General features: G+C 29.8%; 24 protein-coding genes. 5 read left to right on the top strand and 19 right to left on the bottom strand.

Going from position 1 to position 21,522, the window contains the following annotated elements:
* Positions 1-19 precede the first annotated feature (19 nt).
* Positions 20-1,786 (bottom strand): protein-disulfide reductase DsbD, encoded by a 1,767-nt coding sequence (gene dsbD / locus CBLAS_RS03415; RefSeq protein WP_106870167.1) that lies wholly within the window; start codon positions 1,784-1,786, stop codon positions 20-22.
* 126 nt (positions 1,787-1,912) lie between these two features.
* Between dsbD and ppk2 the strand changes: the two genes are divergently transcribed.
* Positions 1,913-2,716, top strand: a complete 804-nt coding sequence (gene ppk2, locus CBLAS_RS03410; protein WP_106870165.1) for a polyphosphate kinase 2 — start codon at positions 1,913-1,915, stop codon at positions 2,714-2,716.
* A 93-nt stretch (positions 2,717-2,809) separates the two neighbouring features.
* Positions 2,810-3,622, top strand: a complete 813-nt coding sequence (locus CBLAS_RS03405) for a transporter substrate-binding domain-containing protein (protein WP_106870163.1) — start codon at positions 2,810-2,812, stop codon at positions 3,620-3,622.
* A 37-nt stretch (positions 3,623-3,659) separates the two neighbouring features.
* Here CBLAS_RS03405 and CBLAS_RS03400 read toward each other — a convergent pair whose 3' ends face one another.
* The 6 genes from CBLAS_RS03400 to CBLAS_RS03375 form a co-directional block, all read right to left on the bottom strand.
* Complete coding sequence (locus CBLAS_RS03400; protein WP_106870161.1) at positions 3,660-5,147, bottom strand: tripartite tricarboxylate transporter permease; 1,488 nt, start codon at positions 5,145-5,147, stop codon at positions 3,660-3,662.
* Positions 5,138-5,599, bottom strand: a complete 462-nt coding sequence (locus CBLAS_RS03395) for a tripartite tricarboxylate transporter TctB family protein (RefSeq protein WP_106870159.1) — start codon at positions 5,597-5,599, stop codon at positions 5,138-5,140. Before CBLAS_RS03395 ends, CBLAS_RS03400 begins: the two co-directional genes overlap by 10 nt.
* A gap of 5 nt (positions 5,600-5,604) precedes the next feature.
* Positions 5,605-6,546 (bottom strand): tripartite tricarboxylate transporter substrate binding protein, encoded by a 942-nt coding sequence (locus tag CBLAS_RS03390; RefSeq protein WP_106870158.1) that lies wholly within the window; start codon positions 6,544-6,546, stop codon positions 5,605-5,607.
* Positions 6,547-6,704: 158 nt separating this feature from the next.
* Complete coding sequence (dnaK, locus tag CBLAS_RS03385) at positions 6,705-8,585, bottom strand: molecular chaperone DnaK (protein ID WP_106870155.1); 1,881 nt, start codon at positions 8,583-8,585, stop codon at positions 6,705-6,707.
* A gap of 22 nt (positions 8,586-8,607) precedes the next feature.
* Complete coding sequence (locus CBLAS_RS03380) at positions 8,608-9,150, bottom strand: nucleotide exchange factor GrpE (RefSeq protein ID WP_106870153.1); 543 nt, start codon at positions 9,148-9,150, stop codon at positions 8,608-8,610.
* The gene (locus CBLAS_RS03375) at positions 9,147-9,935 is read right to left on the bottom strand and encodes an HrcA family transcriptional regulator (RefSeq protein WP_106870151.1); all 789 of its coding nucleotides are present in this window, start codon (positions 9,933-9,935) and stop codon (positions 9,147-9,149) included. Before CBLAS_RS03375 ends, CBLAS_RS03380 begins: the two co-directional genes overlap by 4 nt.
* A 389-nt stretch (positions 9,936-10,324) precedes the next feature.
* On the opposite strand from CBLAS_RS03375, the gene CBLAS_RS03370 reads away from it, so the two are divergent.
* Both CBLAS_RS03370 and CBLAS_RS03365 read left to right on the top strand, forming a co-directional pair.
* On the top strand, positions 10,325-10,570 hold the full coding sequence (locus CBLAS_RS03370; RefSeq protein WP_106870149.1) for a helix-turn-helix domain-containing protein: 246 nt from the start codon (positions 10,325-10,327) through the stop codon (positions 10,568-10,570).
* 2 nt (positions 10,571-10,572) lie between these two features.
* Positions 10,573-10,725, top strand: a complete 153-nt coding sequence (locus tag CBLAS_RS03365) for a hypothetical protein (RefSeq protein WP_157940009.1) — start codon at positions 10,573-10,575, stop codon at positions 10,723-10,725.
* Between the two features lie 188 nt (positions 10,726-10,913).
* Here CBLAS_RS03365 and CBLAS_RS03360 read toward each other — a convergent pair whose 3' ends face one another.
* Both CBLAS_RS03360 and CBLAS_RS03355 read right to left on the bottom strand, forming a co-directional pair.
* Positions 10,914-11,957 carry a DHH family phosphoesterase gene (locus tag CBLAS_RS03360; RefSeq protein WP_106870146.1) on the bottom strand — a complete coding sequence of 348 codons (1,044 nt, stop codon included), beginning with the start codon at positions 11,955-11,957 and terminating at the stop codon, positions 10,914-10,916.
* Positions 11,957-12,370 carry an RrF2 family transcriptional regulator gene (locus CBLAS_RS03355; RefSeq protein ID WP_106870144.1) on the bottom strand — a complete coding sequence of 138 codons (414 nt, stop codon included), beginning with the start codon at positions 12,368-12,370 and terminating at the stop codon, positions 11,957-11,959. Before CBLAS_RS03355 ends, CBLAS_RS03360 begins: the two co-directional genes overlap by 1 nt.
* A gap of 170 nt (positions 12,371-12,540) precedes the next feature.
* Here CBLAS_RS03355 and rpsO point away from each other — a divergent pair, with 170 nt between their 5' ends.
* On the top strand, positions 12,541-12,813 hold the full coding sequence (rpsO, locus tag CBLAS_RS03350; RefSeq protein ID WP_106870142.1) for a 30S ribosomal protein S15: 273 nt from the start codon (positions 12,541-12,543) through the stop codon (positions 12,811-12,813).
* Positions 12,814-12,835: 22 nt separating this feature from the next.
* On the opposite strand, the gene cmoA is transcribed toward rpsO, so the two are convergent.
* From cmoA to CBLAS_RS03300, 10 genes are read right to left on the bottom strand one after another with little or no spacing between them, the layout of a single operon-like run.
* A complete protein-coding gene (gene cmoA / locus CBLAS_RS03345; protein ID WP_106870140.1) occupies positions 12,836-13,540 on the bottom strand; it encodes a carboxy-S-adenosyl-L-methionine synthase CmoA in 705 nt (234 codons plus the stop codon).
* A complete protein-coding gene (locus CBLAS_RS03340) occupies positions 13,530-14,345 on the bottom strand; it encodes a bifunctional riboflavin kinase/FAD synthetase (RefSeq protein WP_106870138.1) in 816 nt (271 codons plus the stop codon). Before CBLAS_RS03340 ends, cmoA begins: the two co-directional genes overlap by 11 nt.
* Position 14,346: 1 nt before the next feature.
* On the bottom strand, positions 14,347-14,868 hold the full coding sequence (locus tag CBLAS_RS03335; RefSeq protein ID WP_157943549.1) for a lipocalin family protein: 522 nt from the start codon (positions 14,866-14,868) through the stop codon (positions 14,347-14,349).
* A complete protein-coding gene (gene tlyA, locus CBLAS_RS03330; RefSeq protein ID WP_106870134.1) occupies positions 14,840-15,538 on the bottom strand; it encodes a 23S rRNA (cytidine-2'-O)-methyltransferase TlyA in 699 nt (232 codons plus the stop codon). Before tlyA ends, CBLAS_RS03335 begins: the two co-directional genes overlap by 29 nt.
* Positions 15,528-17,471 carry an NAD-dependent DNA ligase LigA gene (gene ligA / locus CBLAS_RS03325; RefSeq protein ID WP_106870131.1) on the bottom strand — a complete coding sequence of 648 codons (1,944 nt, stop codon included), beginning with the start codon at positions 17,469-17,471 and terminating at the stop codon, positions 15,528-15,530. Before ligA ends, tlyA begins: the two co-directional genes overlap by 11 nt.
* A 4-nt stretch (positions 17,472-17,475) precedes the next feature.
* On the bottom strand, positions 17,476-18,612 hold the full coding sequence (folP, locus tag CBLAS_RS03320; RefSeq protein WP_106870129.1) for a dihydropteroate synthase: 1,137 nt from the start codon (positions 18,610-18,612) through the stop codon (positions 17,476-17,478).
* Complete coding sequence (locus tag CBLAS_RS03315) at positions 18,609-19,223, bottom strand: DNA polymerase III subunit delta' (RefSeq protein WP_106870127.1); 615 nt, start codon at positions 19,221-19,223, stop codon at positions 18,609-18,611. Before CBLAS_RS03315 ends, folP begins: the two co-directional genes overlap by 4 nt.
* The gene (locus CBLAS_RS03310; RefSeq protein ID WP_106870125.1) at positions 19,220-19,762 is read right to left on the bottom strand and encodes a HobA family DNA replication regulator; all 543 of its coding nucleotides are present in this window, start codon (positions 19,760-19,762) and stop codon (positions 19,220-19,222) included. Before CBLAS_RS03310 ends, CBLAS_RS03315 begins: the two co-directional genes overlap by 4 nt.
* Positions 19,762-20,961 carry an aspartate kinase gene (locus CBLAS_RS03305; protein ID WP_106870123.1) on the bottom strand — a complete coding sequence of 400 codons (1,200 nt, stop codon included), beginning with the start codon at positions 20,959-20,961 and terminating at the stop codon, positions 19,762-19,764. The genes CBLAS_RS03310 and CBLAS_RS03305 overlap by 1 nt, the downstream gene beginning before the upstream one ends.
* Complete coding sequence (locus tag CBLAS_RS03300; protein WP_106870121.1) at positions 20,961-21,434, bottom strand: RNA pyrophosphohydrolase; 474 nt, start codon at positions 21,432-21,434, stop codon at positions 20,961-20,963. Before CBLAS_RS03300 ends, CBLAS_RS03305 begins: the two co-directional genes overlap by 1 nt.
* Positions 21,435-21,522: the final 88 nt, after the last annotated feature.

The following is a 21,522-nucleotide window of genomic DNA, read 5'->3' as shown; positions in this document are numbered from 1 at the left end:
TAGCCTTAAAACTAACCTATCAATACTCTAAAACTCTTTTTAACTTATCACTAAGATTTGCTTTATCCATAAAGCCTACAAGTTGTTCGTTTTTTATCTCTTTTCCATCTTTGAAAAATATAAGCGCAGGTGGTCCAAATACATTAAATCTTTTCATTAGTTCTTTATCATCTAAAGTGCTATTAGTTACATCAATTTTAACTAACTCAAAATCTTTAAGAATATCTTGAATTTCACTACTTTCTATCACTACATCAAGCTCTTTACAAACCACACACCAAGTTGCCCAAAAGTCTATAATAATCGGCTTAGTTGAGTTGTTAATTATGTTATCAAGTTCTTGCATATTTGATACTTTTGTAAAATTTGGTTTAGCATTGTTTGATTGTTGTGGTAAAGTTTGTATATTCGAACTTGCAGAAAAGTTTTCAAGTGGTTTAAATGGATTAGTTCCGCCAAGTGAATAACCTATTATAAGTAAAACTGAGTAAATCAAAATAACAAAGCTAATGCCTTTTTTAAATTTTAAAAATCCAGTATTTAAGCCATTTTCAATTTTGTCAAAAACTCCAAAAAATGAAGCAAACATAACTCCCAAAACCCCATATAAAAACATAGTTAAGTTCGCACTTATAACTCTTGAGAACATCCAAACTGCCATAAAGAGCATTATAAAACCAAATATCTTTTTAACTTCGTCCATCCAAAAACCTGGTTTTGGAAGTATTTTATTTGCTCCAAGCCCTATTAAAAGAAGTGGAACTCCCATTCCAAAACTCATAATAAAAAGCGAAAGCCCACCAAGCAAAGCATCTCCTGTGTTTGCTATATAAAGCAAAGCTCCAGCAAGTGGTGCTGCAACACAAGGTCCAACTATCAAGGCCGACAAAAATCCCATTATAGCGACACCTATATACCCTTTTTTTGATTCACTTTTTTTGTTAATTACATTTTCTAGCTTTGAAGGAAGGGTTATCTCATAAAAGCCAAACATATTAAAAGCAAGTGCTACAAAAATCAAACTAAAAAGAATTATCACCCATGGAATTTGAAGCATTCCTTGAACACTAGCTCCAAAAAAGCTCGCAATTACTCCTGCTATTGCATATGCTAATGACATAAAAAAAACATAAATAAAACTTATAAAAAAACTTTTTTTAGTGTTGTTTTTTTCACATTTTGCGACTAAGATTGATGAGAGTATTGGTATCATCGGAAAAACACAAGGGGTTAAGGCAAGTAGCAATCCATATCCAAAAAATGTAGCCAAAACGGCTAAAAATCCACTATTTTGAATATACTCATTTATACTATCTTGTTCAGAAACCACTATCTTTTCTTCTGTTTTGCTAGATACTTTTTTTTCTGTTTTTGCAATGCTATACTTATTTGCATCATATTTAAACTCATAAATATAGTTTTGTGGACTATAGCAAGCCCCACTATAAGCACAACCCATAAATGATAAATTTATCTTAAAATCATCTAAATTTCCACTGCTTAGTATAAGCCCACTAGGTATTGTAAGATTAAAATCGCCTTCAAAAACCTTATGGCTTTTATACTCTGTAATTTTTGGCAAGCTTAGCATATCTGTGATGTCATTATCGCCAACTGCAACTTTTAGCCTGTCTTTATATAGATAAACACTATCATCTATATCAAATTTAAAAACTACTCCATCTTTTTTATTGACTAAAGCTTCAACTTTAAAAGCATCTGCTGTGCTTAAGCCTTCAGCATTTAAAATAGTAAAAAATAGCAAAAAAGCTATAAAAAATCTCATAAATTTTATCCTTAAAAATTTTATTTATTATGTGTATTTTATTCTTTAAGTTTTAATATAAAACTATATACTAAAATTATATTTTATTTTAGTATAATCTAGTAAAGTTTTATAAAAAGGTGAACCATGTCAAAAAAAGATAAAAAATTTAACTACGAAAAAGAGCTTAAGAAACTACAAATTGAACTTCTTAAATTTCAATACCATGTAAAAGATAAAGGTTTAAAAATTTTAATAATTTTTGAAGGAAGGGATGCTGCTGGAAAAGGTGGAACTATAAAAAGGATAACAGAACATCTAAATCCTAGAGGTTGTAAGGTTGTAGCTCTAGCAAAACCAAGTGATGTAGAAAGCACTCAGTGGTATTTTCAAAGATATGTATCACATTTGCCAAGTGCGGGTGAAATAGTAATCTTTGATAGGTCTTGGTATAATAGAGCTATGGTTGAACCTGTTATGGGCTTTTGCACCAAACAAGAACATATTCAATTTCTCCAAGAAGTTCCTAGCTTTGAGACACTTTTAACCAGATCAGATATTATAATGTTTAAAGTATTTTTATCTATTGAGAAAAAAACTCAAGCCAAAAGATTTAAAGAAAGACATGAAAATCCTTTAAAAAGATATAAAATTTCAGCTGTTGATGAAAAAGCTCAAGGTCTTTGGGATGAGTATTCAATAGCAATTTATCATATGTTTTTAGAAACAGATACTAATGTAAATCCATGGATTATAGTTGATTCAAACAATAAGAAAAAAGCTAGAATTAACACCATAAAGCATATACTTGCTAATATTGATTATAAAGATAAGCTAGATGATAAAGAATTTGAAACTGATAGCAAAATTATAAGAAATAGCAAAGATGAAATGGCACTTATTAATCCATCTATAAGAAATACTATGGAAAATATATATCCCAAAAATTAATCTATTATTATATTTAAAAATCTAAATATATATTAAAGATATATTAAACAGTTTTAAAATATAATGACTTAACTTTAACTCAAGGGAGCAGATATGATTAAAAAAATATATTTAATATTTTGTATATTAGTAATTAGTTTATCGGCAAACTCTTATCAAGAGATTATAGATTCAAAAACTATTAGAATAGGTGTTTCAAAATATATGCCACCTTTTAGTAAACTTCAAGATGACGGTACTTTTGAAGGATTTGAAATAACCTTTGCAAAAAATCTAATTCAACGCATGTTCAATGAAAATATGAATATTGTATTTACAGCAGTAGAACAATCTGAAAGAATTGATGTTTTAGAAAATAATAAAGTTGATATGGTTATAGCTGCTTTTACAAGAAATGATGAAAGAGAGAAACATGTTGACTTTTCTATACCATATTTTTCTATAAATTTATCAATGGTAACTCCAAAAAAATTAAATATAAAAAATATTGGGGATCTTCAAGGAAAAAATATCTTGACAATCAAAAATACAAACTCTGATGTTTATTTGCAAAAACAAGGTAAATTTAATATAGTATATTGTATAGATAATGGAGACTGTTATAAAAAAATGAGAAATGGCGAAGGTGATGCATTTATGCATAATATTGTTTCAACTGCCACAATCCCTCTTTTAGATAGCAACTATGAAGTAAGCATTGGTGCTATTGGTGAATCTTTTTTTGACTGTGTTACTATACAAAAAGGCAATACACAACTACTAAATAAAGTTAATGAAGTAATAATAAGTCTTGCAAAAGAGGACTTTTTTTCAAACTCTTACAATGAAACATTTAAACCTTTTTATAGAGGAAGTGTAGATAAAAAATATTTTATTCTTGATGATATTTATAAAATGATGTTTTAACATTTATATCTCTAGCTTTTAATGCTAGAGATATAACTTATTTTATTAATTTGCTTTCTTTATTAGCTTTAAAATTAGAAATTAAAGGCTGTATAGTCAAGGCTATAATTATAACCCATAAAACTTTTGCAGGAATGCTTTCAAAAAATATAATATAACTACCCGAAGACATAGTTAATGCCTGAGAAAAACCGTTTTCTGCAATAGGTCCAAGAATTAGCCCTAAAATAATAGCACTTAAAGAAAAACCTGCTTTTTTTAGTATATACCCACCAAATGCAAACATCAAAGTTAGCCATACATCAAATAAGCTATTATTCATAGAGTAAGAACCTATGATAGCAAATACGCTGATTGCAGCTATTAAAATAGATGATGGTATTATTGAGACTTTTGCAAAATAAGGTGCAAAAAATAGACCTACTAATAAAAATACAATATTTGCTATAAATAAAGATATTATAAATCCATAAGTAATAGTGCTATGCGTTGTAAATAATTCTGGTCCTGGTATTAAGCCTTGTATCATAAGTCCACCCATTAAAGCAGCTGAAACAGTATTGCCCGGAATTCCAAGCGTTAAAAGAGGTACTAAAGAACCTCCAACACAAGCATTATTCCCACTTTCAGCAGCAGCTATTCCCTCAACATTTCCTTTACCAAAAAGGCTTTTTAGCTTTGATCTTTGCTTTTGGATATTATACGACATAAAAGCTGCTATCGTAGCACCCTCTCCTGGAATAATACCAACAATAGTTCCTACTATAGTTCCTGTAGCTATAGGTTTTACCATACCTTTTGGCATTTTGTCTCTTTTTATAGCGCCATAATCAATCTTATTTTTTGTTATGCACTCTTCTCCTGTTAAAGCCAACATTTGTGTTATGGAAAACATACCAATAAGTGCAGGCATAAATGATACACCTTCATACAAATCTAATATATCAAAAGTATATCTTAAACTACCACTCATAGGATCAGTTCCAATAAGTGCTATTATAAGTCCAATAAGACCTGAAATAAGCCCTTTATTAACTCCTCCACTTGAAACTGAAACAACGCCAGTTAATCCCATAACCGCAAGTAAAAAATACTCAGGTGGTCCAAATTTTAAAGCAAATTTAGCAAGTATAGGAGAAATTAAAAGCAGAACTAAAACAGAAAAAGTTCCACCTATAAAACTAGCTACAACTGAAACCTTTAATGCTAAACCACCTTTGCCCTGCATTGTTAAAGGATAGCCCTCAATCGCCGTTGCAGCAGCCGCAGGAGTTCCGGGAGTAGAAAGCAAAATAGCTACAATTGAACCTCCATACATAGCTCCTGCATAAACTCCCCCCATCAAACAAAGTCCTACAAGCGGTGAAAAAGAAAAAGTTATAGGTATCAAAAGAGCAACCGCCATAGTCGCAGTAAGTCCTGGAATTCCTCCAATAACAATACCAGAAACAGTACCTATAAATACAGCAAGCAGTGTTTGAAAAGAGAGAACAGATTGTAATATTTCAACTATATTTATCTCCATAATAACCCCTCTAAAATTATTAACTCAGGTAGTGGTATTTTAAATATTACAGAAAATAAAATATATACAAAAGCCACTATGATAGATGATGTAATTAAGATTTGTATAATTTTTTTATATCCCATAAGCCACATAGTAGAAATTAAAAATATTAAACTCGATATTATAAAACCAAGATATCCCATTATACAAACATATCCTATAAGTAATATAATAAGTATAGAAAATTTTTTAATATTTTTTGCTATTACAATCTTTTCATCTTTTTTACTGAATATATTTTTAATAAGTTCAAAAAAACTACAAGCAAATAGAGAAATTGATAAAAATTTTATATAAATTGAGGTAGTGGCTATGGAGTAAGTGATTAAATTCTCAATGCTTTTATATAAAAGCATTGAGATTAAGATAAAAAGTAAACTAAAAAAAATACTTAAATGTCTTAACTGCATAATAATTACCAAGGAGATTCATCATATACTTTTTTGGTTATATTTTGCAACTCTTCTAGGTAGGCTTTATATTCACTTGCTTCAAGAGCTTTTAAGAAAATATAACTATTTTTAGCTCTTTTTTTAAACTCTTCATCGTTTATTACTTTTGTATAAAGATCTACAATTTTTTTATAAATATCATCTTTAACTTTTCCAGGAACAATAAACCCTCTTGTTGCAGTCATTAATACATCATATCCTTGCTCTACTGAAGTTAAGACATTTGGAACAAGTTCTGATCTTTGTTTAGATAAGATAGCTATTATTTTAACTTTTCCTGCTTTATAGTGAGTTATCATTTGAGATAAATTCATAACAGAAGCATCTATATGATTTCCTAAAATAGCTGTAGTTTGCTCGGTTGAGCCTTTAGTTGGCATAAGGTTAAATGAAATACCATTTGATTTTTCTAAATTTTTAGCTGCGATATAATCATCACTTCCAACCCCGTTTACAGCTACTGTTAGCTTTTCGGTTTTTGCTTTTTTTACTAAATCTTCTAAGTTATTGATAGGACTTTCTACATTAACAACTATAACACCTGGATCTTCAGCTACATTACCAACTATTTTAAAATTATCCAAATTATACTTAGCTCTTTTTGATACAATATGAGCAACTAGCTGTGGTGTGAAAATAAGTCCTAAAGTATAGCCATCTGGCTTACTTCTATTTATAGCTTCAAAACCTATAAGACCTCCTGCTCCGCCTCTATTTACTATAGTAAAATCTGCATCTTTCCAATATTTCTTTGCTGTTTCAGCAAACAGTCTTGCAGTTAAATCAGTTGATCCTCCTGCTTTTGATGGAACAATTATTTCTATTGTTTTTGATGGATATTTTGCAATAAGACTCGAACTAAACACAATGCTAACGAATAAAAAAAATTTTAATAAATTTCTCACAATATAACTCCTTATTAGAATTTATATAATGATATTATATTGTGTTTTAAAACTAACTTTGAATTAGAAAAAAAGTAGTGTTTAAAAAATTAAAATGAATTAAAGTGTAAATTTGTAAAGTTAAAGGGGCAACTTACGCCCCCTATTTTTTTAAAGTTCTATTCAACTTCAGCGTCAATTACATCATCGTCTTTTTTCTTGGAGCTATTTTCAGAAGTTTTGGCACTGTCTTGTGCGTTTTGACTTGCTGCTTTATACATCTCCTCAGAAACTTTGCTAAGAGCTGCAACTTTACTGTCAATTTGCTCTTTTGTAGCATTTTCATCTTTTAAAGTTGCTTTTAGATCGTTTAAGGCTGATTCAATGTTTGCTCTTTGATCGCTTGGAATTTTTTCACCCATTTCATTTAGAGTTTTTTCTGTTTGATGTGCAATTGCATCTGCTTGATTTCTTGCTTCAACACCCTCTTTTCTCTTTTTATCTTCCTCTTTATGAGCCTCGGCATCTTTTACCATTTTATCAATCTCATCTTCACTTAGTCCGCTTGAGCCTGTGATTCTAATATCAGTTGCTTTACCTGTTGCCTTATCTTTAGCTGAAACAGTTAAAATTCCATTTGCATCGATATCAAATTCAACTTCAATTTGTGGAACTCCTCTTGGAGCTGGCATAATACCTTCAAGATTGAAATTTCCTAAAGTTTTGTTATCTTTTGCAAATTCTCTCTCACCTTGCAATACATTTATAGTAACTGCACTTTGGTTATCTTCAGCTGTTGAGAATGTTTGAGCTTTTTTAGTAGGAATTGTTGTTCCTTTTTCTATAACTTTAGTCATAACTCCACCTAAAGTTTCAATTCCTAAGCTAAGTGGTGTAACATCAAGCAAAAGAACATCTTTAACATCACCTTTTATAACAGCACCTTGGATAGCAGCACCAATTGATACAACTTCATCAGGGTTTACACTTTTGTTAAGCTCTTTTGAAAATGCCTTTTTAACCTCTTCTTGAACAAGTGGAACACGAGTTGATCCACCAACCATAACAACCTCTTTTATCTCTGAGTAGTTAAGTCCAGCATCTTTCATAACTTTTTGTGTTGTAGATATTGTCTCAGCTACTAAGCCCTCTATCATACTTTCAAATTTAGCTCTTGTAAGGGTTTTTGTAAGGTGCTTTGGACCTGTTGCATCTGCTGTAATGAATGGTAAATTTATAGTTGTCTCCATAGCAGAACTTAACTCTTTTTTAGCATTTTCAGCTGCCTCTTTTAGTCTTTGCATAGCCATAACATCGCTTTTTAAATCAATTCCATTTTCAGCTTTAAACTCGCTAGCTAGCCAATCAATTAATTTATTATCAAAGTCATCACCACCTAAAAATGCATCACCGCCAGTTGAAAGAACCTCTACGACATTATCGCCAGTTTCCAAAACTGTTATATCAAATGTTCCACCACCAAGGTCATAAACTGCTATTTTTTCAGCTGCTTTTTTATCAAGTCCATAAGCTAAAGCCGCAGCTGTTGGTTCGTTTACAATTCTTAAAACATTAAGACCTGCGATTGTTCCTGCCTCTTTTGTAGCTTTTCTTTGACTATCATTGAAATATGCTGGAACTGTTATAACAGCGTCCACTACACTTTCACCTAAATATGCCTCTGCATCCTCTTTTAGTTTCATTAAAACTTTTGCTGAAATTTCTTGTGGAGTATAAACTTTACCACTGATTTCAACAGCAGCTGCACCATTTCTGTTAACTACTTTATAAGGTAGTCTTTTTTGTGCCTCTTTTGCATTTTCTTCATTCATCATCAAACCCATAATTCTTTTTATAGAATAAATGGTTTTTTCTGGGTTTGTAACCGCTTGTCTTTTTGCACTATCACCAACTAAGATTTCGCCCTTATCAGTAAAAGCCACAACTGATGGAGTTGTATTTTTACCCTCTTTGTTTGGTACTATTTTAGACTCTCCTCTTTCAAAGATCGCCACCGCTGAGTTAGTTGTTCCTAAATCTATTCCTATAACTTTTGACATTTTTTATCCTTTTTATTAAATTTTATTTTGCTACTACTACCATAGAGGCACGAAGCACTCTATCTTTATATTTGTATCCTTTTTGATACACCTGAACTATCTCATCTTTTTCATGTTCGCTACTTTCAATCACAGAGATTACATTATGAACCTCTGGGTCAAATTTGCCATCATTTGAGATTTCCACAATTCCATGCTTCTCAAAAGCTCTACGAGTCATATCAACGCAATGTTTTATGCCCTCATTAATCTTATGTGCAAGCTCATTTTCGCCATAATCAAGCTTAAGTGCCTCTTCCATCGCATCAATAATAGGTAAAAAATCTTTTGCAAATTTTTCACCAGCATATGCAACCGCACTAATTTTCTCTTTTTCAAGCCTTTTTTTAATGTTTTCAAAATCTGCATTTGCACGGTAAAATTTATCAGTTATCTCGCTTAGCTCGTTTTGAAGCTTTTCTACTTCGCTTAACTCTTCTTTGTTATCAAAAGACTCATCATCTTTTGCTATCTCATCAACCTCTAAATTCTCATCATTTTTTAGGTTTTCTTTATTCTCGCTCATGCTGCCTCCATTATATTGTTAAAAAATTTCTCATAATCCTCATAAACACTACCTGCACAAAGCATAGTAGCATCACTATTTTTATAAACTACATCTCTTTTTATGCCCATAAATCCTTTATCAAAGATAGGTGAAAAGATTATATTTTGATTAAATCTAGTTGTTATACTAGGATTTAAAAGCATTTTAAATCTTTCATCATTAAAGATTTTATATGCAACTGTCTCATTTGCTATAAACTCTATTTTTGAGTTTTTAAGCTCTCTAATTTTTGTTCTAAGCTCGCTTAGACCAATTTGAATTGAAATTTTCTCTAAAGCACTTAGCTCTATTCCTATTAAATTTGATAAGAAACTATAGACTTTGCTATTAAATTTTAAAATTATCTCACCCTTATCAAAACTAAGTATTATAAACCTATCTTTATGATTTATAACCTCTTCTAAAATTTCATAATCTGAGCTAAAAATCATACAATAGATATTAAATTTACTAACTACATCAGCAAGAGCCTCTTCATCATTAATATCTATTTTCTCACTTAAATCAAGCCTTTCAAGCCAATACTTCTTCATAGTGCTAGTAGTTGGTATTCTGCCGCTACTTACATGAAGTTGCTTTATGGCACCTTCATCATTGAGCTTTTTAAAATAGACTCTAATAGTAGAAGCTGGTATCAAACCATCCATTCTAAGCCCAAGTTCAGTTGAGCCTATTGGAGTATTTTCATCAAGATAGGCTTCTATTATGTAATCTAATATCAAATCTCTTTTATTTAGCTTCATTTTACACCTAATCCTTTTTAACTTAGCACTCATTAATTTTAATTGCTAAGTGTATTATACAATATGAGTGTCTTCTTGTCAAGTCTTTTATAAAATATTTTATTCAATTAACTTTAGTCTACTAAACTCAACCTATAAATTTTATATCTTATAGCTGATTAAATTTTAAAATTAAAATTATACATATTATTATATTTAAAAGAGTATGTAAACTTTTACACACAATACTATGAAATTTTATCTAGTTTAATGTTACTTTTATGAGAGATAATGTATACTTAATACATAAAAAATGGTTTAACATGCAATATATATGTTTTTTATGAAGATATCTGCATAAAATCTACATTTTAATGTGCTATTTACAAAAAATTTTGTATAATATATACATGGTAGAAATTAGCGATATTTTTAATATTTTGCATAATGCTGTTGAATCAAAGCACATGGGTAAAAAGATATCCCAAGCTGCTATGGCTAAAAAACTTGGAGTGTCTATGAGAACTTACCAAGACTGGCGTCTTGGAACAAGTAAGCCACAAGCTGCTATGGCTATGTTTTTAATGCTGTGTGAGCTTGAAGAAGAAGATGTAAATTTTGTTTTAGGCAAACTAAAAAGATTAATGGAGAAATAATTATGCAAATGCTGACAAAAAAAGAAAAAATAGAACTTGAAGAGCTGTTTTTATCAATTGGAAAACAGAAAAAAACATCTAAGCTAAAAGAAAAAATCAGAAATATTTTAAAAAAGTCAACAAATACTCAAAACAACAGATGTGTAAAAAAATAACTAAAGAGCCAAATATAGATCTATTTATCTTCCTATGTCTTATTTGTATACAAAAACCACAACAACTTTATTTTATCTATGATTTTTAATTAGATTCAGCATTTAAATTTACCTATGAACATTAATATACTGAACGAACATATATTATTTTAATAATTTATTAAACTAAATAGCACCTTTTATAGATGCTATTCTTGTGCCATTTGTTCTTTTGAAGCCTCTTCTGCTTTTGTTTTTTTCTCTATTAAATCTACTATCTGTTTTTTAATTATCTCATAAGTATGTCCATCTTTAAAAGCTGGATAAAATCCACCGCTTGCATTAACATGCCCCCCGCCACCTACTAGCTCCTTAGCTATAAGACTAACATCTGCACTATTGTTTGCTCTAAAGCTCATAGTTTTTCTTGAAGTCATATCTAAAAAGAAGTCGATATCTGGGTTTCTAACTAAAAACTCATTGCCTATGATTGAGGTATTACCGATATTATAGGTTAATATTCCTGTTTTATCTCTGTATTGAATCATAAATTTTTCTTTATTTTGGCTGAGCATATCTACAACAAAAGTTGATATTAGATTATTTAAAGTATCATTTTTTTCTTTTATAAAATAACTCTTTTTAAAAATATGCAGGGCTTCATCTAGAGCAATATGCCCATCTTTTTCATTAAAATACTTTTGAGTTTTATCTAACAAATAAAATATATAATCCCTACTTGTATCACCAAACATAATATTATTTATCTCTTTTGCCATAGAAACCAAACCTAAGCAGACTTTACCTAGTTCAAACTCAGGCTCATCCTTAAGCCAAATATCAACTGAGTTCACAACTCTAACAAATTTATCAAGCTTTTCATCTTTGCCATATATTGAAGAGAAAAAATCATATGTTATCTTGGTTGCACATCTTTCATTATCTAAAAGATACCAAGGATATTTTTTAGCACACTCAAGCCCTGTTTGATGATGATCAAGCAGCATTATTTTGCTATTTTTATCCTTTAAAGCCTCTTCAAATTTAGCACACTGAGTTAAAGTAAGGTTTAAATCGGTAATTAATACAATAGATTTTTCATCATCCATTTCGTTCAAAATTTGATCAAATTTAACATCAATCTCTTTGCCATAGTTTGAATTATAAAATTTAATATCACTAAAATAAAACTTTGTAACAAATTGTGCACCATATCCATCTAAATCTGTGTGTGATAAATGATAAATTTTCATTAAAACTCTTTTTTTATGATTATATCTTGGAGTGTGATGGTCTCTAAAAACTCATCTACTTTAATTTGCAATGTATTAAACATTTTCCAAATTTTACAAAACTCCCCTTGATCGCTTGGACAATCCCCTCTTGAACTTGAACATTCAAAAACCGAAGTAGGATGTTTTTCTGCATGTAAAACTATATCTTTTAAATTTATATCTTTTGGTTTATGCGCAAGCTCAAATCCGCCATTTACACCTCTTGTAGATTTTAAAATTCCCTCTTTAGCCATATTTTGTAATATTTTAGCCAAAAAACTTTTTGAGATATTTAGCTCATTTGCTATCACCTCTACACCTTGGGCACTATCTTTTTGGGCTAAGTAAATAAGTGACAACAAAGCATATTCACTGGCTTTAGTAAAAAGCATATTTTCCCCTTTTAATTTATTATCCTATATTTTAATAGGTTTTTGCTATTAAAGAGTTTAAAGGTATGAAATTAATAATTATATTAAATCATTTTGTGTTTTATCTATCTTTTATTTTATTTAAGATATAATATTTCCTTAAACAAAAATTTACCAATCAGGAGGCTAAGATGGCTTTAGATTCGGCTCAAAAAGCAGAAATAGTTGCAAAATTCGCTAAAAAAGAAAATGATACAGGTTCAACCGAAGTTCAAATAGCATTACTTACAACAAGAGTTATAGAACTTACTGAACACTTAAAGAAAAACCCTAAAGATTTCTCATCTCGTTTAGGTCTACTTAAATTAGTTAGTAGAAGAAAAAAACTGATGAAATATCTTAAAAACAAAGACTATAACAGCTATACAGAAATTATTAGTCAATTAAATTTAAAAGATAGATAATAAATTAAGTAGTCTTCTAAGACTACTTAATAGCTATAAAGGTAGCAAAATTTCCCCATTTAAATACTGTTTCAACAAATTTAAACCCAGCTTCTAAAATCATAGTTTTATTTTCATCTTCACTAAATGGAATCAAGATATTTTCTAATGCCTGTCTTTTTTGCGAAACCTCATATCTTGAATACCCTTTTTCTATCTTATAGTTTTCATAAATTTCTATAATATCCTTGCCAAGTTTTTTGTCTTCATAGATTATCTTTTCACTAAACACAAACACTCCACCATCTTTTAAACCACTATAAATTCTTTTAACAAAATCACTTCTTTTAAGTGGTCTTATAAATTGCAAAGTGTAGTTTAAAATTACTGCATCAACTCTTTCTAGATTAAATTTCAATATATCATCTTGAATAAAATCAATACTTGCTCCAAAAGCTCTAGCTTTACTATTTGCAATATCAAGCATAGGTTTAGACTCATCCACGCCGGTAAGTTCAAATTTACTATTTATTTCAAAAAGTTTAAATAATGTATTTCCAGTTGAGCAACCAAGATCTACAATTTTTGCATTTTCTAAAAGATGTTTATATAAAATTTCACAAACTAGCTTCGTTGAAACATCATAAAACGGAACTGATCTACTAATCATATCATCAAAAACACTTGCAACATTTTCATCAAATTCAAATTGTTTTTCTAATGGTTTTTTAAAAATTTCATCTTTCATTTAAAATCTCTCTAGCTATGTTTATATCTTTTTGAATCTGGGTTTTTAAATCTAATAGGCTATTAAATTTAAGATTTTCTCTTATATATTTTACAAAAAATATATCAACTTTGCTAAGCTCTCTAACATCTAAATTTTCATCTAAAATATGTGTTTCTACACTAAATTTGCCATCAGTACTAACCCTATTTCCTATAAAGGTAACACTTTTAAATTGTTGCTTATTAACCCTAGTATAGCTTGCCCAAACTCCATTTCTAGGTAAAATATATCCATTAATCTCAATGTTTAAAGTAGCAAAAAGCTCTTTTTTACCAATGCCTTGCCCTTTAATATTTCTTCCTGAAATTTTATATTGTCGTCCTAGAAAATTATTTGCCATTTTTATATCGCCAATTTTTAAAAACTCCCTTATGTTTCTGCTATGAACTCCAGCATCTTTAAGTTTAAACTCATCAACTATGCAAATTTCACCACTAAACATAGTTTTTAAATCGCTAGCACTATAGGCTCTATCTTTTCCGAATTTAAAGTCATATCCTATTACAATTTTTTTTAGATTTGGAAAATCTTTTTTAATTAGCTCTATAAAATCCCTGCCACTTAAATTTTTTATATCTTTAAGATGGTAATAAAAAAATGGTAAAGGTAGGTGCTCCTCTCTAATAGGAGTAAGTTTATCTCTACTATCTTCTATAACAACTACACCTCCATTTTTATCAAGATTATTAAATATCTTAAAATGACCCAAATGAAGTCCATCAAAACGACCTATGGCTATTGAAGTTATATCTTTTTTTTTCATTTTACTCTTGTATAACCATTTGAATTTTACTTACATCATAGCCATCTTTTTTAGCATGATTTAAATACACAACTTTCATAAGCTCTGGCAAAGTTTTTGTTCTTGATAATATATGAATTTTATCACCCCCATAAAGCATAGCATATTTGTATCCGTCTATCTTTGCTATACTAAATCTCTCTTTAACTCCTAAAAATCTAAAAACTTCTAAAATAGTATTATTATTTTCATTAACTATTTTTGCGCTATATTCTCTTTTTGCAATGCTATTTTTTGAATCCATATAATTTTTAACTATTTTAATATTATCTTTTTTATCTATTGAAAAGTTTATTTTAATATTTTTTTCATCTAAATTCTCATCTAAATTTGCAATCTCATACCAACTTCCACTAAATTCATAGATATTAAAGTTTTTAACACTTTTTTTAGGCTCAAAATCGCTATTTATAGCACATCCACCTAGGATAACTAAAAGTGTTCCAAATAAAAAACTATTTCTTAAACAGGTAAAAATACTCAACATTTCCCTCTTTTCCTTTTAATTTGCATACAATGCACTCAACCAACATTAATCCTAAATTTGCCGCATTTAGCTCAAACCTTGCCATTACCTGTTTGATTGCCTTTTCATCTTTAACAACGCCTTTTTTATCTCTTTTTATATTTTTTCCAACTTCAAATTGTGGCTTAAAAAGCAAAATAGCAAATTCACTAAACAATGGTTTTAAATACTCTAAAATATTACTAAGTGATATAAAACTTACATCACATGTTAATATCTCAAAACTTTTATCTACTTTTAACTCCCGTATATCTGTGTTTTCAAAAATTTCAACCCTATTATCTTCTTTTAAACTACTATGAAGTTGCATTGTTCCAACATCAACAGCAGTTACAGATTTCACACCATTTTGTAACAAAATTTGAACAAATCCACCAGTTGAACTTCCAACATCAATTGCTGTTTTATCCTTAAAATCTAACTCAATCTCTTCAAGAAAATATTTAAGTTTAAGTGCAGCCCTTGAAACATATATATCGCCTAAAAGCTCTATATCGCCACCTTCTATCTCCAAACTTGGCTTTAAAATAGGCTCTTTATTTAAAAATACCTTTTTATCTTTTATAATCTCACTAGCTTTATTTCTACTTATATTTAAAACATTTGCTACATATTTATCAGCTCTCACTTAGCTCCTTGTATTCATCTTCACCTATTATTTTAACTCCTAGCTCTTTAGCTTTTTCCAATTTACTTCCTGCATTTTCCCCACAAAGCAAATAATCTGTTTTTTTAGATACAGAGTTTGCAACTTTTGCCCCCATTTTTTCTAGTTCATCTTTATAAAAATCCCTGCTTTTGCTAAGGGTTCCTGTTATAACCACTGTTTTATCACTAAATGCACTCTGTTTTATCTCAAGCTTTGGAATTTGAAGTGTTAGATATTTTAAAAGCTCTTTTATATGCTCAGCATTTGTATCTATAAAATCGATATAGCTTTTAGCCATAGCTTCACCAAAGCCATCAAGACCTAAAACCTCATCATAACTTGCATTTAACCAGTTATCTTTAAAATGGTTTGATATTTTCTTAGCTGCAACTTCGCCTATATGCTCTATCCCAAGAGCTGTTATAAATCTATAAAGTTCATTTGTTTTTGAGTTTTCAATAGCATTTAGTAAATTTGATATTTTTTTATCTCTAAAGCCCTCAAGCCCATCTAAATCTTCAAATTTAAGCCTATAAATATCTATAATCTTAACTATCTTACCCTCTTTATAAAGAGTTTTTACAATCGCCTCTCCAAGCCCATCTATATCCATACACTTTTTAGATGCAAAATATATAAGTGAGTTTACAATTCTTGCCTTGCAATCAATGTTTTGACATACTACAAATATCTCTTCATAATGAAGTTTTGATCCACAAACAGGACAAAACTCTGGACGATTTATTTGCTTTTGTGCCCCATCTCTTCTATCTTTATACACACTTGTAATCTTTGGTATAACATCACCACTTCTTATGATATTTACATAATCCCCTTTCATAAGTCCAAGACGCTCTATCTCATCAAAGTTATGAAGTGTTGCATTTTTTATCATTGCACCCTCAATCAAAACAGGCTCTAATACTCCAACAGGTGTTACAACTCCACTTCTTCCAACTTGAAGCGCAATATCTTTGAGTTTTGTAACCTTTTCAATAGCTGGAAATTTAAAAGCCACCATAAAACGCGGAAATTTAACTGTGTAGCCTAAATTTATTGATTTATCTAAACTATCAACTCTTACAACCATTCCATCCATCATTATATCTTTAAAGTCTCGTTTAGATAAAAGTTCATTGTAAGCTTCCATAACTTCATCTTTGTTTTTGCAAATTCTAACAAAGCTATCTCTTAAAAAGCCAAGCTCTCTTACAAAATCCATAGTTTGTAAATGTGTTCTAAAATCAAGTTCATTATATCCAACTCCCCAAGGTATAAACTTAAGTTTTCTACTTGCTGTTATTTTGCTATCAAGCTGTCTTAAACTTCCTGCGGCTGCATTTCTAGGATTTGCTAAAAGTGGTTCACCATTTTTTGCTCTTTGTTCATTTAAACTATCAAAATCATTTTTAGCAATTACAACCTCTCCACGAATTTCAATCCTGCCTTTATATGAAATTTGAAGCGGTATGGAGTTTATAACCTTAGCGTTTTGAGTTATCTCTTCCCCAATTACTCCATCTCCCCTTGTAATGGCACTTTTAAGGATTCCACCTTCATAAAACAAATTTAAACTCGCTCCATCAAATTTAGGCTCACAGTAAAACACCTCTTTGCTTTTATCGCCTCTATTTATCCAAGCAACTAGCTCACTTTCACTAAAAACATCTTCCATTGACCACATTTGGTTTATGTGTGCTAACTTATTAAAACCTTCACTTATAGCACCACCTATTTTTTGGGTTGGTGAATAACTTAAAATCTCATTTGGATTTTCTTTTTCAAACTCAATAACACTATGATAAAGCCTGTCATACTCTTCATCACTAGCTAATGGATTATCATCTGTATAATAGGCTTTTGCCCATAAATTTAGCGTTTCAACCGCTTTTAAATAATCATCTTTTTTCATTTTTCTACCATATACTTAAATCTCTCATAGCACCATCAAGTGCAAACATTTGCGAATGTTCATAAACATCGTGTGTTCTAATGATAGTTGCACCATTTTCAAAAGCTTTTAAATGCAAATAAAGCGAACCTGCAAGCCTATCTTTTATATCGCTCTTAAAGTAGTTATTTATAACACTTTTTCTACTAGCTCCAACAAGCAATGGTAAATCAAAATGTAAAAAATGTTCCAAATGTTTAATCAAAAACATATTATCTTTAGCTGTTTTACCAAAACCAATTCCAACATCCAAAACAACATCTTTTAAACTATATTTATCTATTTGCTCCAAGCAATTTTCAAAAAAACTATCAATTTCAAAAATAAGATCTTCATATTTTGGCTCTTTTTGCATGGTAGTTGGATCGCCTTTCATATGTATAAGACAATACTGGGCATTGTATTTTTTAGCTAACTTGCATAAAGTTAGCTTTGCGCTTATATCATTTATCATAGAAAATCCATGATTTAAGGCAAATTCCAAAGAGTATTCATCAAAACTATCAAGGCTAAATTTTGCTTTTTCATATAAATTTAGCTTGTAAATTTGCTCAATTATATCTTTAATACGCCTAAATTCCTCTTTACTTCCACAATACTTGCTCCCTGGCCTACTTGAAACACCGCCTAGATCAATATATGTAGCACCATCACTTATCTGTTTTTCTATCCGCTCAATGCCATTTTTAACATTTACTCTACTAGCCTCATTGAAACTATCTTCATTTATATTGACAACGCCCATAATTAAAGGTTTTTTAGGCTTTTTAAAATTTTGTTTTAAAAATTTAGCCAACTCTTTTAAGCCAAAATCTTGCGCCATCTCTTTTTTACTTAAAATTTCTACTTGTTTATCATTTACTATAAGCAAGGCGTTACTTAATTCAGCACCTAAAATTACATCTTTTTTAACAACCAAATCAGCGCCAATACTTAAAGCATCTTGTTTTAGGATATTTGCAGCTGGAGCTTTAATATCCTTTATGTAAAAAAAATTTAAATTTGATTTTTTTTGCATAATATTTATGGCTACTTTATGTGGCTCAATCTCTTTACAAAGTAAATTAAAATCACTTTTATTGTCTATTTTAAAAATTTTCAATGTTTTTCTCCTATCATTAGCAAAAGTGGAGTGAGTATAGCATGTGATTTTGTATTTAAATTTATTAAATATGTTAATTTATTTATATATTCTAACTCTTTTTCATTAAATTTAATACCCTCTTCAAACGCTTGCATTACTATACCACTTACCAAATTTAACAAATCATTTTTACTAAATTCTCTTTTTCTCTCTAAAGCTATTTTCTCTTCTACAAACTCATTAATATCTCTTAAGCTTAGTTTTTTTAAGTTTAAGCCACTTAAAACTCTTTGTTTTTTTTGAAGTCTATTTTCTATAATTAATCTTGATCTAATAGTTGGCAAAAATATGTTTTTAGAACTACTTACTAAAATAAACCTTATATTTTTAGGCGGCTCTTCTAATATTAATAAAAGTGCATTTTGAGCCTCTATGCCAAATTTTTCACCTATTAAAACTATAGTTTTTAACTCTTTTTCAGCTATATATGCCTCATCTACTGCATTTTTTGCATTTTGAAGTAAAAAATTTTCCTCTTTAAATATCCGAATTTGGTTTATACCACACTCAGCTATTAACTCATTTTGAATTTCATCAAAATTATCTGTAAGAATTATTTTGCTATTCAAAGAATAACCTCATCAAACAAAGCAGCACTTATACTGCTATCAAATAGCCTAAAAAGTTGAATTAGTTTAATATCTAAATTCTCATCCGCACCATCTAAATAAAAGCTATTTTCAGCATGCTCATCTATAAGCCACATATAACTATTATCACTATTTTTAGCTATTTGAGAAAAAATAGAATTACCTTTCCCGATATAAAAAAACATATAACCATTAGAAAAAGATAAACTTAACATATCCTCCAAAAGCTCAATTGACTCTTTTGTACTTACATTTGATATATTAGGATACAAAGCTCTTAGAGAAAAAAAAGGAAGTATTGGTCTTTCATTATTTTTTTTATTTATATTTAGTAAAAAATACTCCTCAAACCATCTTCTTTCATTATCACAAAAAAATATAAAACAAGCCCCCTCTAGCATAAGCTTAATTCTAGAAGCTATAAGAGGAGTCCACTCCTCTCTTCTATCCTCCATCCATGTGGACATAATTGGGTCTTTTCTTATTTTTTCTAAACTCCACCTATATAGATCTATCATTATTTATCAAGCTCGTATGCTTCATGTAGGGCTCTTACAGCTAATTCACCATATTTTTCATTTACTATCACTGAAATTCTTATCTCGCTAGTTGATATCATCTGTATATTAATCCCATTTTCAGACATAACACTAAATGCCTTACTTGCAATTCCACTATTTGATTTCATGCCTATTCCAACAATTGAAACCTTAACAACTTCTTTATTACTATCTATCACAAAACTGCTATCAAGCTCCTTTAAAGCCTCCAATGCCCTATCAAGTTCATTTTCAGGCACTGTAAAACCTATATTCGCTACACCATCACTACCTATATTTTGGATAATCATATCAACATTTATCTCTTCTTTAGACAATACTTCAAAAATTTTAGCAGCAACTCCTGGTTTGTCATCTACATTTCTAACTGATACTATTGCTTGATTTCTATCTAGTGCTATTCCGCTTATAATTGCACTTTCCATTTTTTTCTCTCCTGTAATAAGTGTTCCTTCATGGTTATTAAAACTACTTCTTGTAACTAAATTAATATTAAGTTTTTTTGCAAGTTCTACTGAGCGATTTTGTAAAACCTTAGCTCCTAAACTTGCAAGTTCTAACATCTCATCATAAGTAACTTTATCAAGTTTTCTAGCTTTTGGTTCAATTCTTGGATCTGTTGTATAAACACCGTCTACATCTGTAAAAATTTCACATAAATCAGCCTTTAAAGCTCCTGCTAAAGCAACGGCACTAAGATCACTTCCACCACGCCCTAAAGTTGTAACCTCGTCTTTTTCATTAATACCTTGAAAACCAGCAACAACAACAACTTTACCTTGTGAAATTGCCTCTTTTATTAATTTTGGATTTATTGACTCTATTTTTGCCTTAGTATGAAAACTGTCTGTATGCATTCCAGCTTGTCTTCCACTAAATGCTATAGCCTCACATCCTAACTCATTTAAAGCAATTGATAACAAAGAACTCGTTACTCTCTCGCCAGCACTTAAAAGCATATCTAACTCTCTTTTGCGAGGATTTTTGCTAAAATGATGAGCGTAATCAATTAATTTGTTTGTCTCTCCACTCATAGCAGAAACCACAACAACAACATCATTTCCCTCATCTTTTGTTTTTTTAACTCTTTGTGCAACAACTTCTATTCTCTCCAATGTCCCCACACTTGTTCCACCATATTTTTGAACTAATAACATTATAAATAACCCTCTTTTTTAAAGTATTTTAAAACCATATCATAAACCTTTTTTTTAAAATGGTTCGCCTCTTTTACTATATCATTTATAGAAACAAATTTATACATATCAAATTCCTGATCATCTGTAAATACATTTATACGAGCATTGCTTTTTAAACGAACTAAAAAATATTTTTGAATTTGCCCATCATAGGGCTTCATCTTCTTAGCAACCTTTTGTGGAAAATCATAACTTAACCACTTTGGATATTCTGCTATTATTTCAATATCATTAGTTCCTATCTCCTCTTTTAGCTCTCTATAAAGTGCTGCTTTTGGTGTTTCGCCTTTATCTATCCCACCTTGTGGAAACTGCCACGCATCTTTGATATCAGATCTTTGTGCTAAAAGAATCTTGCAATCAAATGGATACAATGGAGATAAAACAATAGCAGCTACATTTGGTCTATAGTTCATCTTTTTATTTTCCATATTTTTACTTTCAATTTTTAGATAAGATTTTATCTAAATTGTCTTTAAAGGATAATAATAAACCATATTTTAATAATAAATTTAATGT

Origin of the sequence: Campylobacter blaseri, assembly GCF_013201895.1 — a bacterium.
GTDB lineage: Bacteria > Campylobacterota > Campylobacteria > Campylobacterales > Campylobacteraceae > Campylobacter_B > Campylobacter_B blaseri.
This window is presented reverse-complemented; position numbering and strand designations above follow the sequence as displayed.

What these genes read in the sequence shown, in the direction of transcription:
- dsbD (WP_106870167.1), bottom strand. Translation starts at nt 1,786, where the DNA reads ATGAGATTTTTTATAGCTTTTTTGCTATTTTTTACTATTTTAAATGCT.
- ppk2 (WP_106870165.1), top strand. Translation starts at nt 1,913, where the DNA reads ATGTCAAAAAAAGATAAAAAATTTAACTACGAAAAAGAGCTTAAGAAA.
- CBLAS_RS03405 (WP_106870163.1), top strand. Translation starts at nt 2,810, where the DNA reads ATGATTAAAAAAATATATTTAATATTTTGTATATTAGTAATTAGTTTA.
- CBLAS_RS03400 (WP_106870161.1), bottom strand. Translation starts at nt 5,147, where the DNA reads ATGGAGATAAATATAGTTGAAATATTACAATCTGTTCTCTCTTTTCAA.
- CBLAS_RS03395 (WP_106870159.1), bottom strand. Translation starts at nt 5,599, where the DNA reads ATGCAGTTAAGACATTTAAGTATTTTTTTTAGTTTACTTTTTATCTTA.
- dnaK (WP_106870155.1), bottom strand. Translation starts at nt 8,585, where the DNA reads ATGTCAAAAGTTATAGGAATAGATTTAGGAACAACTAACTCAGCGGTG.
- CBLAS_RS03380 (WP_106870153.1), bottom strand. Translation starts at nt 9,150, where the DNA reads ATGAGCGAGAATAAAGAAAACCTAAAAAATGATGAGAATTTAGAGGTT.
- CBLAS_RS03375 (WP_106870151.1), bottom strand. Translation starts at nt 9,935, where the DNA reads ATGAAGCTAAATAAAAGAGATTTGATATTAGATTACATAATAGAAGCC.
- CBLAS_RS03370 (WP_106870149.1), top strand. Translation starts at nt 10,325, where the DNA reads ATGGTAGAAATTAGCGATATTTTTAATATTTTGCATAATGCTGTTGAA.
- CBLAS_RS03365 (WP_157940009.1), top strand. Translation starts at nt 10,573, where the DNA reads ATGCAAATGCTGACAAAAAAAGAAAAAATAGAACTTGAAGAGCTGTTT.
- CBLAS_RS03360 (WP_106870146.1), bottom strand. Translation starts at nt 11,957, where the DNA reads ATGAAAATTTATCATTTATCACACACAGATTTAGATGGATATGGTGCA.
- CBLAS_RS03355 (WP_106870144.1), bottom strand. Translation starts at nt 12,370, where the DNA reads ATGCTTTTTACTAAAGCCAGTGAATATGCTTTGTTGTCACTTATTTAC.
- rpsO (WP_106870142.1), top strand. Translation starts at nt 12,541, where the DNA reads ATGGCTTTAGATTCGGCTCAAAAAGCAGAAATAGTTGCAAAATTCGCT.
- cmoA (WP_106870140.1), bottom strand. Translation starts at nt 13,540, where the DNA reads ATGAAAGATGAAATTTTTAAAAAACCATTAGAAAAACAATTTGAATTT.
- CBLAS_RS03340 (WP_106870138.1), bottom strand. Translation starts at nt 14,345, where the DNA reads ATGAAAAAAAAAGATATAACTTCAATAGCCATAGGTCGTTTTGATGGA.
- ligA (WP_106870131.1), bottom strand. Translation starts at nt 17,471, where the DNA reads ATGAAAAAAGATGATTATTTAAAAGCGGTTGAAACGCTAAATTTATGG.
- CBLAS_RS03310 (WP_106870125.1), bottom strand. Translation starts at nt 19,762, where the DNA reads ATGATAGATCTATATAGGTGGAGTTTAGAAAAAATAAGAAAAGACCCA.
- CBLAS_RS03305 (WP_106870123.1), bottom strand. Translation starts at nt 20,961, where the DNA reads ATGTTATTAGTTCAAAAATATGGTGGAACAAGTGTGGGGACATTGGAG.
- CBLAS_RS03300 (WP_106870121.1), bottom strand. Translation starts at nt 21,434, where the DNA reads ATGGAAAATAAAAAGATGAACTATAGACCAAATGTAGCTGCTATTGTT.